Annotated in this window: 9 protein-coding genes; 4 read left to right on the top strand and 5 right to left on the bottom strand. The window is 47.4% G+C overall.

Going from position 1 to position 15,037, the window contains the following annotated elements:
* Positions 1 to 424: 424 nt before the first annotated feature.
* Entirely contained in the window at positions 425 to 1,975 is a 1,551-nt protein-coding gene (locus OCV37_RS09455) for a pectate lyase family protein (RefSeq protein WP_038180663.1), read from the top strand.
* Between the two features lie 132 nt (positions 1,976 to 2,107).
* Here OCV37_RS09455 and OCV37_RS09450 read toward each other — a convergent pair whose 3' ends face one another.
* A complete protein-coding gene (locus OCV37_RS09450) occupies positions 2,108 to 5,233 on the bottom strand; it encodes a DUF748 domain-containing protein (protein WP_038180667.1) in 3,126 nt (1,041 codons plus the stop codon).
* 318 nt (positions 5,234 to 5,551) lie between these two features.
* Between OCV37_RS09450 and glpT the strand changes: the two genes are divergently transcribed.
* On the top strand, positions 5,552 to 6,910 hold the full coding sequence (gene glpT / locus OCV37_RS09445; protein ID WP_038180670.1) for a glycerol-3-phosphate transporter: 1,359 nt from the start codon (positions 5,552 to 5,554) through the stop codon (positions 6,908 to 6,910).
* Between the two features lie 103 nt (positions 6,911 to 7,013).
* Here glpT and OCV37_RS09440 read toward each other — a convergent pair whose 3' ends face one another.
* Positions 7,014 to 7,811 carry an NPP1 family protein gene (locus OCV37_RS09440; protein ID WP_038180716.1) on the bottom strand — a complete coding sequence of 266 codons (798 nt, stop codon included), beginning with the start codon at positions 7,809 to 7,811 and terminating at the stop codon, positions 7,014 to 7,016.
* Positions 7,812 to 8,139: 328 nt separating this feature from the next.
* Here OCV37_RS09440 and OCV37_RS09435 point away from each other — a divergent pair, with 328 nt between their 5' ends.
* Both OCV37_RS09435 and glpD read left to right on the top strand, forming a co-directional pair.
* Positions 8,140 to 8,961: a DeoR/GlpR family transcriptional regulator gene (locus OCV37_RS09435; RefSeq protein WP_051680497.1), complete on the top strand. Its 822-nt coding sequence runs from the start codon at positions 8,140 to 8,142 to the stop codon at positions 8,959 to 8,961.
* Positions 8,962 to 9,134: 173 nt separating this feature from the next.
* Positions 9,135 to 10,679, top strand: coding sequence for a glycerol-3-phosphate dehydrogenase (glpD, locus tag OCV37_RS09430; protein ID WP_038180673.1), 1,545 nt, complete (start codon positions 9,135 to 9,137; stop codon positions 10,677 to 10,679).
* A gap of 50 nt (positions 10,680 to 10,729) precedes the next feature.
* Here glpD and OCV37_RS09425 read toward each other — a convergent pair whose 3' ends face one another.
* The 3 genes from OCV37_RS09425 to OCV37_RS09415 form a co-directional block, all read right to left on the bottom strand.
* Complete coding sequence (locus OCV37_RS09425; RefSeq protein ID WP_038180677.1) at positions 10,730 to 12,343, bottom strand: putative bifunctional diguanylate cyclase/phosphodiesterase; 1,614 nt, start codon at positions 12,341 to 12,343, stop codon at positions 10,730 to 10,732.
* Positions 12,344 to 12,644: 301 nt separating this feature from the next.
* Positions 12,645 to 13,322, bottom strand: coding sequence for a response regulator (locus tag OCV37_RS09420; RefSeq protein ID WP_245609120.1), 678 nt, complete (start codon positions 13,320 to 13,322; stop codon positions 12,645 to 12,647).
* Complete coding sequence (locus OCV37_RS09415) at positions 13,297 to 14,925, bottom strand: ATP-binding protein (RefSeq protein WP_038180720.1); 1,629 nt, start codon at positions 14,923 to 14,925, stop codon at positions 13,297 to 13,299. Before OCV37_RS09415 ends, OCV37_RS09420 begins: the two co-directional genes overlap by 26 nt.
* Positions 14,926 to 15,037: the final 112 nt, after the last annotated feature.

The raw sequence follows: 15,037 nt of genomic DNA, 5'->3' as shown, positions 1-15,037 counted from the left end.
TCCTCTGAGGGATTGGCGCTATTTACCGATAATTTTATTAATGAAAACCAGCGTGAATAACGAGCAACATTCCTGTAAGTCTAACAGAGAAAAAATAGGGTGATGTGATTTCGTTTAATAAAATTGATCGCGACTAAAATATGCTCATTTTTCAATCCAGATCAAAAAAGAAATAACGTTTCATTTTAAAAGAAAGATTGTTTTGATATATATGGTTTGCTTTGTTTTTTCGACCACGTTTATCAGAATGCAAAATGATAAGGAAAGGTTTTTATAAAGCATGAGATTAACCCCAAAAAGGGGAATGTAAATAAAAGTAATTGAAAAATAATTCATTTATCAACAATAAGGTTTGTCTCTGCCGTGAATGACAGACTGGAAAGATAACCCATATTCTTAATGACTAAATTAGATAAGGAAGAGCATGATGACCAACAAACAATTTAAGCAAACCATAATTGCTTCCCTCATATCATCGCTGGCCTGGGCTGCTTCACCTTCATTTGCGAATGGTTTCCATACTGAAAATGGTGGTACTACCGGTGGTGAAGGCGGACAAGTTGTTCACGCAACGACAGGGACACAAATTCATGAAGCATTATGTAATCGTGCATCAAGTGATACACCCATTGTGATTCAGGTTGAGGGAACCATTAATCACAGCAATACCTCGAAAGTCTCCGGTAAGAGCTGTAATACCGCAGCCGACAGAATTGAATTAAAGGGCATTAGCAATGTGACCCTGATTGGGGTCGGCAGTGGGGCATTATTTGATCAACTGGGGATCCATGTCCGTTCCTCATCGAACATTATTATCCGTAATGTGCATGTCAGAAACGTTAAGAAATCCGGTTCTCCGTTATCCAATGGCGGGGATGCGATTGGGATGGAGAAAGATGTCTCAAACGTCTGGGTTGACCACGTTACACTAGAAGCCAGTGGTGGTGAAAGTGACGGCTATGATGCTTTGGTTGATATGAAAAACGATACCAAATACGTCACCGTTTCCTACAGTATTTTTAAAAACTCCGGACGGGGTGGGCTGGTTGGCTCAAGCGACAGCGATGATAACAACGGGCCGGTTACCTTCCATCATAACTACTACGAAAATATCAATTCACGCACACCGCTGCTTCGTCATGCAACAGCACACTCCTATAACAACTTCTACGATGGTTTGATCTCTTCCGGGATGAATCCAAGAATTGGCGGTAAGATCAAAGCCGAAAATAACTATGTTAAAGATTCCAGAGATCCACTCGGAACGTTCTATACCAACGACATGGGATTTTGGGATGTGAGTGGCAACATTTGGGATAATGTCAGTTGGTCAGCAGACAGAAGTAAACTGCATCCGGCAGGTCCAAATCCTGTTTCAACGACATCGATTAACATCCCTTATCAATATCAGGTCGATCCGGCAAGCTGTGTACCTGCAATCGTACTGGCAACCGCAGGGGCAAATAAAGGTCTGGCCGTTTCTGATGGCAGTTGTCATGCCACCACGCCGGGCAATGGCCAACCGGGCAACGGTAATGACAATGGCGGTGGTAACGATAATGGCAGCGGTCAGGATAACGGCGGAGATAACGGCAACGGTTCAACCAATGGGGTCAACGTTGCGCTCAATGCCGCGGCTGACGGCAGCTCGAAGGGAAATGGTACCAGTTATGGCAACGTGACCGACGGGGACAGCAGTACCTACTGGTCACCAAGCGGCAGCACCGGTACCATCAGTGTCAAACGTCTGAATCAAACGATTAACGCAGTGCGTATCGTCGAATTATCCGGTACTCAAGGCACCGTGACCTCTTGGTCTTTGGTCAATCATGACGATGGCGCGACATTGGCATCAGGAAGCTCAATTCCTAGCGTGATTTCATTCCCGGATACCAATCTGAACAAAATCAGTTTTGTAATTCATGCCGCGAGTGGTACACCTGCGATTGCTGAGTTTGAAGTTTATAAAAACTAATTGACCCGGCAGGGAAGATGTAACCTTGAAAAGGGGGGCCGTTCATGGCCCCCTTTTGCTTGGTTTGCTTTTATGTCGTTTGCTTTCGTGTGATGCATCCGGTGATGTCTGGAAGTTGTCAACTTGAGCAGCTTAATCGGCACTTAAAATCAGTTTGACCTGCGGCTGATGACCATTTAATTCCGTTTTACTATCCAGCAGGAAAATACGTTCCGGAGGCAGCCCGGCCTCATTGACCAGAAATGCTTTCACCGCATTGACCCGGCTTTGAGCCAGAGAACCCAGTTCATCATCACTCACCACTTGAGCATTCAGCAGCTGATTGTACATCGCAATATGGAGTCGGGTCGTGACCGCGGCCGGATCGGGAGTAACATCCGGATTTTCACCTTGCAGTTGCTGAATAATCATTTGTCGTTCGGCATCCGGTTGTTTTTGCAGCTCGGTATCAAACAGCGTGTTTAAGGCCGCCACTAAAGGGCCGCTGTCCGGAAAGCGACTGGCACTGAGATCTGCCGGCAAGTCAACCCCACTCTGTTTGCTGAGTTGTTGTTGCAACTTCATTGCTTTGAGTGCCTGACTATCTTGCGTGAGTGATACATGACCTTTGGCACTGACTTTGAGTTTCGGCCGGTCGGTCAATGCCGTTGCCAGCGTTTTTAGCCGCTCTTGCTCTGCTGTACTTAAGGTTGCCAGACCGGGCTCAAACTGAACCATGTTGAGTTCATCATCACTACCGACTAAACCTGCCAGTAAACTAAATGGTGCCGTGACGGCTTTCGCGATCATGTTGGTCAGGGCCGTCATAATAATACTGCCGAAACTGAAGCTGGGGTTATCGAGATCGCCAGATATATCCAGCCCCAGATCAATCACGCCGTGGCGGTCCTGTAATAGTGCAATGGCGAGTTTCAAAGGCAAGTTAAGGGCTTGCTCGGAATGGCTTGCTTTTCCCAGTTGCAGCTGGTCGATCACGATGTGGTTTTTACCGACGAGCTGATTCTGTTCGAGTTGATACTGTAATCCCAATGACAGCTGTCCTTTATCAATATAGTAACCGGCGTAAGTCCCGGAGTATGGATTAACCGATGTGAGTTCAACACGATTGAAATTCACGGCTAAATCGAGATAAGGAGGCGTGGAAAGTGGGTTGATTTCTCCGTCGATGGAGACCGGCGCATATTGGTCTATCTTACCGGTTAAATGAACCTGTGCTTTGTTCTCCGGGTCAGATGAGAGTCGACTGATTGTACCGTTCAGAGATTCAATCCCGGTTGCGAAATTCGGGGTAAGCGACTGATCGGCAAAAAAAGCCGAACCATGCCTGATTTTGATGGCACCGATTTCAAGCTGAAAGGGGGAGGGGGATTTCGACTGCGTCCGGGCGTCAGATTTGACCGTGGTGGTTGTTTCAGAAGGCTCCCCGGACTGAGGCCCAGTCACAAGATGGTCAATATTGGTATTTCGATTTGGGTCGATCAATATTTTTGCATACGGTTTGTCTAACGTGATTTCGTGAATCGTGAGTTGATGTGCGGCTTGCTCAAAGGCGATCGCATCGATTGACATCGCCTCCCATTTCAGCAGCGGCTGACGATTACGCGAGTCTTTGACCATCAACTGATTGAGAGCCGCAGTCCCCTGATAACGGACACCAGATGTCGCCGGGGCGACCTGAACATGGCCTTGGGTCGAAAATTCCCCGTGGCTGAGCTGTAAGTTCAGGTAGGGTTGTAAATACGGTTGAAACTGGCTGAGATCCAACCGTTGCAGTTCAATATCACTCTGGGTGCTCAGTGATTGCGGTGCGACGATCCCCTGAGCAATGAAATGCCCCTTCACCTCTTCAGGCGGGTGGTGAGGATCGGAGGCAAGGTCGAATGCCAGTTGATAATCGATCGGCTGACTGAGACGACTGTCAATCTCTCCGGTTGAGAGCGACAGATTATGAATTCGCCAATAAACCCCGGAGGTCAGTTGTTGTTCCTTGAGGTTCAAATCGGTCCCCGTCATCCGGAGCTGATGAAGGCGCACGAGCCATGAAGACGGTGCCGGCGATTGGTTTTCAGGCGGTGTCGGGGAGGGCTGAGATGTTGGGGCACCGGCGTTATGAATCGGGGTAAACAGGTGTTGTAAGTCGAGCTCTTGCGCGTTGAGTTGTCCGTCTGCCCATAAACCGGACAGTTTGAGTTGCCCGATATCAAGGGTCTGTGCAGGGCTGTCTAACACGATGTCACTGAGCGTTAATCGGGATAGTTTGAGATGCGGCTTACGACTGGCCTGAAAAACCAACTGCTGTAGCATCAGCTGACCTTGTCGGGTGGTATAAGCGAGCCGGTTGCGGGTCTCTTGCAGATCATAACGTGTGTGGAAATCGATGACACCGTCAGTTAAGCGGGCGGGGATTAGGTCCGCAACAAAAGGCCAAAACGGTGCCAGTGTGACGGACTGAACCGACAGCTCACCACTGACTTTAAGGGGCAGTAGCTGTACCTGACCACGCAGTTGCACCTGACCCTGATCCGCGCCGGTGATTTGTAGCTGATATCGGTTCGGTGGCAGGGGGGATGCGGATGATTGGTCTGACGTTGATGAGTGGCTTGGTTCTGACTCAAGTCGCGCCATGCTTGCTTGTGTATCGAACTGCTGTAAACGGATATCCAGTCCGTGGTAGCTGAGCTGAGCACCGCTGACCTGATCGGAGAAATGTATCTGCCCTTGCGAGAGATGAATATCTTCGCTGCGGAAAGCGGCAATCGTTGTCTCACCGGCTTCATCTGCGACTGACGGTGGCTGAGATGTTGTGGTTGCTTGGGACGCGAGACGCTCAACAATATCACTGATATTAAAACGGACTTGCCCTGCGGCCGACTCGAACCGCACAAGATGAAGCGACGGTTGACTTATCCAGAGGTGATCGACGGTTGGCGTCAGATGCAACAGACTACGCCAGAAACTCAACATCAGTTCGGCATGGTCGATTGATGCGAGCACCCCGGGTTGATCGCGGGCCATGATCTGAAAACCTTCAACCCGCGCTCGCAGTAAAAAAGGATTGATACGGATGTGAGCGATCTGAACCTCTCTCCCTAGTCGTTCACTCAGTACTTTCGGCATTTGTGACTGGAGAATCAGTGGTGTGATCCCCCCGAGCAGTAGCGCATAAGTGATGTAACCGAGTAATAAATAGGCTGAGATGCGGTGCAGACGGGGAAGTTGCCGGAAGCGACGCCAGAGTTTGGCAAAAATATGAGTCATAGCAAGAGTCCAATACGGATGATAGACATGTCTTTATTTTAGCTAAGTTTTTTTAAAATAACGGCTTGTCTTTCACTCAGTGGAATGGAGAGCCGTATGCTGACCGACACTTTAGTGCACTAAAGTGTGCGGACACCGACATGAATGACTTGTTTTCATATACAAATTAATGAGTGTGCCGGGAGTGTCACAAAAATGTAATAATGAGCGGATGAAAATTCTATTTGTTCGAACGAACATTCGGTTCGTGCTTTATTTTCCGGTGCTGATGAGTTGTTTCGTCAGGACATTGATATTATCACTATCGCTGAGGTCATCATGTTTGGAATTTTCAAACCACAGGCTCATATTGAGCCCCTTCCCCGAGAGCAAATTGACGGGGTTTATACCCGATTACGCTGGCAACTGTTCATCGGTATTTTTGTCGGTTATGCGGGTTACTATCTGGTCCGGAAAAATTTTAGTCTGGCCATGCCATTTTTGATTGAACAGGGATTTAGTCGCGGTGATTTAGGTGTTGCGCTGGCGGCGGTTTCGATTGCCTATGGCTTGTCTAAATTTCTCATGGGGAGTGTTTCTGACCGCTCCAACCCGCGTTATTTCCTCAGTGCCGGTTTAGTGCTTTCTGCCTGCGTCATGTTGTGTTTTGGTTTTATGCCTTGGGCAACCGGTAGTATTACCGCAATGTTCATTTTACTGTTTTTGAATGGTTGGTTTCAGGGCATGGGGTGGCCGGCCTGTGGGAGAACCATGGTTCACTGGTGGTCGCGTAAAGAGCGGGGGGAACTCGTCTCCGTATGGAATGTTGCACATAACGTCGGCGGAGGGCTGATTGGACCGATCTTTCTGCTGGGATTATGGCTGTTTCACGACGACTGGCGTACGGCATTTTATGTCCCGGCGTTTTTTGCAATTCTGGTGGCGGTGCTGATCTGGGTAACACTGAGAGATACACCGCAGTCGTGTGGTTTACCTCCGATTGAAGCGTATAAAGACGACTATCCCGAGGACTATGACCAGTCACATGAGCAGGAAATGAGTGCGAAAGAGATCTTCTTCAAATATGTGTTGACTAACAAGCTGTTATGGTCAATTGCGGTTGCGAATGCTTTTGTGTATCTAATTCGCTACGGGGTCCTGGACTGGGCGCCTGTCTACCTGAAAGAAGCCAAAGATTTTACGGTCGATAAATCATCGTGGGCTTATTTTCTGTATGAGTGGGCCGGGATTCCGGGCACCTTATTGTGCGGATGGATTTCCGATAAAGTGTTTCAAGGACGCCGTGCACCTGCCGGTATTTTGTTTATGGGACTGGTGTTACTTGCGGTACTGGTGTACTGGCTGAACCCGGCAGGGCATCCGGGAATCGACATGCTGGCACTGCTTGCAATCGGCTTTCTTATTTACGGGCCGGTCATGTTAATCGGCCTTTATGCATTGGAGCTGGCTCCGAAAAAAGCCGCCGGAACCGCAGCCGGTCTTACCGGTCTGTTCGGCTATCTGGGCGGGGCCGTCGCAGCAAATGCGATTTTAGGATATACCGTGGATCACTTTGGCTGGGATGGTGGATTTATCATTCTGGTCGGGGCATGTATCGCTGCGATTATCTGTCTGATTTACGCATTGATCGGTGAAAGAAGAGTGCATCGTGACAAGCAGGAGCAAGCCTTCGTCTAGTTCGTCGGTGACTGAATGTGACCGAGCAGATGCCCCCGGCGTGATAATTGACCGGGGGCATCTGTTGTTGACAGCCGTTGACCGGCTGTCGCCTGAATGAATTCTAACGTGACTGAACGACATCTGAAGCGGAGAACTGCGGATAACTATCGGGCTTGCCGCCATTTAAGCTACTCAGAAAACTGCTATCCCTGATCGGCACATTCGCTGAGCCGTAATCATAACGATTGAGTTGGTTTCTCAGCGTGTCGTTACTGACCTGATCGCCATACATGGTATACCAACTGATAATATCCGGCGTGACAAAGTAGCCGTATGGGTTCTCAGCCACTTCTCCCATCTTACTGAACCGGAATGCATGAGTCAGGAGACCGTCCTTGTGATAAACGAATTTGATATGTTTGCCATTGGTATCTAACTCAGAGACGGCACGTGTCGTCAGTTTTCCGTGAGCGCTGTAGCTGCCGTGTGTGACGCGGCCATTTTTCGTCCAGATCACCACATTTTCCCAATCATGGCGATGACCACTCTGGATACCGTTGAGAATCTGATCTTTGAGGAAATATAACGCGTAGAAGTGACCACAATACTGATCTGAGCCATTGATTTTGCAGGCATAGCGATGATAAGTATTGGATAAATTGAGGAAGTTGGTGTTGCGACAACCAGAGGTTAAGCCACCAGAGGGTTTCAAGCCGCCATTTTGCTGGCCGGTCCGGCTGATGCCGCCACTCGGCAGACAACCATCCGTATCGAAATCAAATACCGGAGCAATAGAGTAGGCATCGATATTTGCAGGGAGTGCCTGATCCAGTTTAGAAAAATCATCGGCATAAGCGGTGTTGAAAAATAACAGAGATATGGAGAGTGCTAAACCAGAGTGACGTATGTGTTTCTGCATGGTCATGCTTCCTTTCATTCATTGAGTAAAAATTAAGATTGGGTGAAAATTAATATTCAACTGAGTGCTTATGTTCGTCAAGTTGTTTTCACTTGAGCGAGTCAAGTCTAAACTTGATAGATGACAAGAAAGCGACTCTTTTCAGTCATGGACGGCACTTTTTGTCTCGAAGGGACTTCTTTCTCTCCCGGATTTACCGCACAATAGTTTGAGTGAAATTTTGAGCGAATTTTTTCGAATAGATAACGTCATCCTCAGGAGCTATTTATACGTGTTGTGACGCGTTCTGGATCTGCGAGTGATGAGTGAATGAGACATGGAGCCGGATGTGAAGCAAATTCCGAGACATCAGAAAATAATAGAACTGGTCAAAAAACATGGTTACATCAGTACCGATGAACTGGTGACACGCTTTCACGTTAGCCCGCAAACGATTCGTCGTGATTTGAATGAGTTGGCTGATGAAAATAAAATCCGTCGTTATCATGGTGGCGCAACCGTACCCATCAGCTCGGAAAATGATTCCTATACAACCCGGAAGTCACATAACTATTCTGAAAAAGATCACATCGCCGAAGCATTGGTGAAGCATATCCCGAATCACGCGACGCTGTTCATTGATATCGGGACAACCCCGGAAGCCGTTGCCCGCGCACTGAGCCGAAGTCATAAGCAGTTGCGAATCGTGACAAACAACCTGAACGTGGCCAGTATTCTGCTCTCAAAGCCGGACTTTAATGTCATTCTGGCCGGTGGGGAAGTGCGTAACCGCGATGGCGGGATTATCGGGGAAGCGACATTGGATTTCATCCAGCAGTTTCGGCTTGATTTCGGTATTCTCGGGATCAGTGGCATTGATTTTGACGGGTCTTTACTGGACTTTGATTACCATGAAGTCCGGGTCAAACAGGCGATTATTGAAAACAGCCGGAGTGTTTTTCTCGCCGTCGATCACTCTAAATTTGGTCGTAATGCGATGGTCAAACTCGGCAATATTTCTCAAATTAATACGCTGTTTACCGATAAACAGCCACCACAGGAAATCCGTTCGATTCTGGAAGCAAACCAAGTGTCCTTAGAAGTGGCCGGTCAGGCATCATCTCAGCAACCCGAGACCGTCGTTCCGGACTTGTCGTCTCCCTTGACCTGAGTCAGGTGCAACACTCAGTTCGGTGATCATATTAAAAACCTTCTTTTAAGAAGGTTTTTTTTAGATTTATCGATGAAACGAACATAATCGAAAATAAAAGGTGCATTTAAACGGCAGTTAAGTTACGCTCACAATGTTTGTAAATGTTCGTTTGCTCATTTTGAGGTTACTTTATGGATGTGATCACACCCAATCAAGAAAATCGTCTGCTGGACTTAATTGTTGTCGGTGGTGGCATTAACGGTGCCGGCATCGCTGCTGATGCTGCCGGACGGGGTTTGTCCGTCGGACTTTATGAAGCGCAAGACTTTGCCTCTGCAACCTCCTCATCCAGTTCTAAACTGATTCACGGGGGATTGCGCTATTTGGAGCATTATGAATTTCGTTTAGTCGCAGAAGCACTGGCCGAGCGAGAAGTCTTGCTCAGAAAAGCCCCTCATGTTGCGCGTCCGATGCGTTTCCGGTTGCCGCACCGCCCTTATTTACGGCCTGCATGGATGATTCGCTGCGGACTGTTTTTATATGATCATCTTGGCAAACGGACCACATTGCCGGCCAGCCATAAGGTCAATTTGGCGGAAAGCGGATTGTTAAAACCTGAAATGAAAACCGGGTTTGAGTATTCGGACTGTTGGGTCGATGATGCGCGTTTAGTGATTTTGAACATTTTGGCGGCACAAGAAAATGGTGCCGAAGTCAGTAATTATTGCCGGGTTGAACGAGCGGTTCGTGAGAATGACATCTGGCGCGTGACGATCCATGATCAGCAATCGGATACACGGTTTGAACGCTATGCGAAAGCGCTTGTTAATGCCGCAGGGCCTTGGGTGAAGCAGTTTTTTGATGAGGGTTTATCTACGGCCTCACCCCGCAATATTCGTTTAGTGAAAGGGTCACATATTGTTGTTCCCCGTATTCATCATGAAGAACAGGCATACATCTTACAAAACAAAGATAACCGAATCGTATTTGTCATTCCGTACATGGATGACTTTTCCATTATCGGGACCACCGATGTCGAATATCATGGCGATCCCCGTCAGGTCGAAATCGATGAGCAAGAGCAGGATTATTTAATCGATATTGTCAATCAGCACTTTGTACGGCAGCTTTCCCGTGAGGATATCATTTGGTCATACAGTGGGGTTCGCCCATTATGTGATGACGAATCAAGTTCACCACAGGCTGTTACCCGGGATTATACGATTGAGCTGGAACAGACCGGCGATCAGGCACCGTTGTTATCGGTGTTTGGCGGCAAACTGACGACGTATCGTAAACTGGGTGAAGCGGCACTGAATAAACTGAGTCCGTATTTTGAACAGATGGGTAAACCGTGGACCGCCCATGTGCCGCTCCCCGGTGGTTCTTTTAGCTGTACCCGGGAACAACTGGGTGAATCACTGCGAGCCAGTTATCCGTGGTTGAGTGAAAAATTAGCGTTGCGTTATGCGATTCAGTTCGGGACCTACACCCGAAAAATGTTATCTGGTGTCAATAACTTAGAAGAGATGGGCCGCTGTTTCGCCGACGGCGTCTATCAACGGGAAATCGACTACATGATTGCCTGTGAATTTGTGAGAACCAGTGATGACTTTTTATGGCGCAGAACAAAGCTGGGTTTATATCTCAATCAGGAAGCGCAGCAGGCCATTGCAGAATATATCGCAACCCGATGTACTGAGGCCTCGGTTACCGACCTGTTTAAAGTCGGGTAAGCTGTGTCTGGGAAATTGCGAGTCATCCCACACTGAGATGATGAATCACATCAGGGTTGAGATTGTTCCGGAAGCATGGGTTCAAGGTGGTTCCGGAACTGCTCATTGTAGAGCAAATGGTGTAATGGCTCCGGCGGGAAATGAAGGAAGCCTTGTGTATAGTGGCAGCCGATTTTCCCCAACGCTTGTTCGACACTGTAAACTTCCACCCCTTCTGCTACAACACTCAGGTTCAAATCTTGTGCCAGCCGGACCAATGCGTAGATAATAGTACGGTTAGATTCTTTCTGGTGGTACTCCGTGACAAACGAGCGATCAATCTTAATCTGAGAGATGGGTAATTCACGCAAAATCACCAGCGAAGAGTAACCGATACCGAAATCATCAATACTGAATCGAAAGCCCAGTGCATGGATTTTATGAATCACGCTCTTGGCCTTTTCAATATCTTCAAAGACGGCACTCTCGGTAATTTCAAACACCAAATCATCCGCTTGTATCTGCCCGGCATGCAGAAGTTGACGCAATTGATCGACGACCTCATCATCCTGAAAGTCTTTGGCAGAGAGGTTGATGTGAAGACTCCCGTGAAAACCGTGTGCTCTTAACACATTTAAATCCTGAGCGGCCCGATGGATCACCCACTGTGTCAGGACAGAAATCAGCGCACTTTTCTCAGCAATGGGAATAAAATCCCCCGGTTCGATAAAGCTGCCATCTTCCTGCGGCCAGCGCAATAAAGCTTCGAGACCGGCAATACCTTGAGTCTGGCTGCGGAGAATCGGTTGGTAATGCAGTTCAAAAACGTCGTTTTTGAGTGCCTCAGATAATTTGATAGAAAGTTTAAGCTTTTTATAAGAATCTGAACCCAGTTGGTCATGATAAAAGGTATAGGGTTTATGCTTTTTCTTCGAGTCGTACATGGCCAAATCTGCCTGCTTGAGCAGGTTGGAAACCTCATGACCATTGAGCGGATACTTGGTGATTCCAACGCTGGCCGATGTCTTCATTGAGTAAGTCATCACTTTCACCGGCGCATGGAGGGCATCATGAATTGAGTCCACCACATTGAGGATGGTGTCTTCATCATTACCGGGTAAAATCAGCGCAAACTCATCGCCTCCCATCCGGTACAACCGACCATACTGTTTGGTGTTTTCCTGTAACAGATTGGCAACTGAAATCAGAAATTTATCACCGAAATAGTGGCCTAAACCATCGTTGATCTGTTTGAAATTATTCAGATCAATCAGCAGCAGACTAAACTGCTGTTTTGTTTGCACAAGTGACTGGAGTGAACGGAATAAATATTTACGGTTTGCCAGTGAAGTCAGGCTGTCATGCAAAGAATGATACTGTTCATCCTGAGTGGAGCGGTTGGCTTTGTTGAGCAGGTTGCGAAACCGTGAAACCAGCAATGCAATAAACAGACTGGCACCGAAGAGAATCAGTGACATTGCGGACAGATCGGAATTGATCGGATGGTATACCAGTGCTATCAGCACGGAAAGATAGCCAAGAATAACGGCAAAGAGCAACGTGATAAGCATTTTCCAGCGTGACGCCTGTTCAGTGCAACCTATCTCATGGGTGGGTTTAATACTGAAAATCAATAGAAAAATGCCGACAGCGACATTCGCGAAGGCGATATATTTAATGACCATACATAGACCCCAGCGATGTAGCGTCCAACAGCCCCGATGGGCATACCACGTAGTTTGGTGAAATGTTACACAGTTTTTCTTTTTATGACAATCTCTTAGCGGCACTTCTTTGGTTGTTCAAGCGAATATATCCTATTGCATACTCAATCGCATGAGCATCTTTTCCCGCTGAAAAAATTATCTGTGGACGCCTGAAAACAGTCTGATTGTATTAAGCGTAGAATACTTTTTACATCAACGTTAGATCTGATTCATCGGTGAGAGCCTGACGTTGCATCTTCGGCGGCGCTGCCGGAAAGATTTACCGGATCATCTGATACAAGCGTCTTGGCCGGCCACCGGTATTGTAGTTGAGGACAAGCCGTAATACGCCTTCAGATTCAAGATATTCTAAATAACGTCTGGCTGTGATTCGGCTGAAATTCATTCGTTCACTGATATCATCTGCGGAAAAATCGTGTAACTGTTCCCGATACAGTAAGGCTTTCAATGATTCCAGTGTTGTGGCATCAATGCCTTTCGGCGTCTGACGAATCGGCTGAATCGGGGCTTTACGGAGTAACTGATCAATATCATCCTGATCGACGGTTGAAGCACTGATCAGCTTCTGTTTATATTGCAGATAATCATCCAGTGCCTGATGAATTCGCGACATGCGAATGGGTTTGACTAAATAGTCGATCACCCCGAGCTGGACCGCTCTTTCGACAGTCGTGGTTTCACGCTCAGCCGTTGTCATGATGAAATGACAGTCGGTCGCTTGTTGACGCAGTTGCTGAATCAGCGCCAGACCATTGCCATCAGGCAACGTAATATCAACAAACACCAGCTGGGGTTGAAATGCATTGAACTGGATCTGTGCATCCGCACAGCTTTCACTGACCGCAACGACCTGAAAATGAGGATGTTGGTTGATCGTTGATTCCAAGGTATAGCTGGCTCGAATATCATCCTCAAGCAACATTACTCGGGTCTTCATCGTCATGCACCTCTTCTGATTTTTCTAAATAGATACTAAACAAGGTGGTGTGTTGTTCAGTGCGTTCCCAGTCAATACTGCCATGAAAATAATCGACCAACTGTTTGACCAGATACAGGCCGACGCCATTTTGTTCATCTTCTTGCTTTGAACTCACACCAAATTCAAGGATATGCTCGGCAATTTTATCGGGGATACCAAGACCATTATCCTGAACTTCCAGCATGATATGTCTGCCACGGTCACTGAGATAGACGATCACTTCAGGTTGGACGGCCGCCCGGTTTTGCCAAGCCGCGAGCAGCGCATTATCTACCAGATTACCAACAATCGTCACGAGTTTTTCAGACGTTTGTTTGGCGTAACTGGCCAATGTTGTATCGACGTCGATGGTAAATTTAATCCCCATTTCGGAAGCTTTATTAAATTTAGCCAGTAGCAGCCCTGCCACCGCACTGTCTGAGACACTCAACACAATATGATTGATGACCGCCTGATAGCGATCCGTTTCTTGCTGAATAAAATCAATCGACTCATCATATTTGCCGATTTGCAGCATCCCCGACAGTACATTTAACTTATTTGAATACTCGTGAGTTTTACTGCGTAGTAGTTCGGCATAGTTTTTCAGGTAGGTTATTTCTTTTTCCAGCTCATTGGGAGTCAGGTTGGCAAAAAACACAATGACATGACCGATTAAACCTTTAACTGTCTTGATTGGGTACAAATTAGCCCGGTATTCGAGTTTTCCGATCGTGAATACGTCTTGATGAAAGCGCCCCTGATTTTCCAGTACCAAATGGCTTAAAGGGAGCGAATAGTGGGACAGCGGATGACGCTGATAGTCATAACGGCTTAACACACCCATCGACAGGAGTTTCATCGCACTGTTATTGATCATGGTGATGTTCATCTCGTGATCAACGGCAATAATCGCATCCCGGATGCTGTCGAACACCATACCGTGCTCACGGAATTTATTGACGATAAATTCCGGCTCGTAATCCAGAAACGTCTTCTTCATCTTCATTAAAAAGGCAACACTTGTGCCGATACCGAACAGATAAATGAGCGCGATTAATAAGCCGATATGGATGTGCTGACGAAAAATGATATCGGAGATTCTCTCGGACAAATAACCGATACACACGGCACCCACTTGTTTTCCGTGGTCATAAATGGGCACAAAATTGCGAATCGCCTTTCCGAGAGAGCCTTTCGCTTCCGTACTGTAAGACTGACCGGTTTGCAAGACCCGGTTGATATCTTCACCGATGAAATGTTTGCCGACCCGGCTTTGATCCGGATGGCTGAGACGCATCCCTTGCTGATCAACCACCACAATATAAGAAGCGTCGGTTCGAGAGCGGATCGACTCAATATAATGACGGATATTGCCCGTTGATGAGTTGGCCGTTTTTGCCTGTAGCGCCTGAATCACCTTCGGGTCATGGGCAATCACCCGGGCAAGCTCCAGCCCCCGGGCTTCAAGACCGGACTGATAAGAGTTCTGTAACAGATATAAGATGGCGATCGTGATGACGATGACGATCGATGAAGTGGTCGCAATGGTCGTCAGGGTCAGATAACTCTTTAGTTTCATAAACTTCGTTTCTTCACACGGTCCGGTGGCTTGCATCGCGTACGAGTCACAATCGTGCACAATGGAGCAAGACACTCAAATCAAGATGGCGGCATTGTATCACGAGGATCGT

This window comes from Vibrio rhizosphaerae, assembly GCF_024347095.1.
Classification (GTDB): domain Bacteria; phylum Pseudomonadota; class Gammaproteobacteria; order Enterobacterales; family Vibrionaceae; genus Vibrio; species Vibrio rhizosphaerae.
The sequence above is the reverse complement of the archived record's forward strand: the minus strand, read 5'-3'. Positions and strand labels throughout refer to the sequence as shown.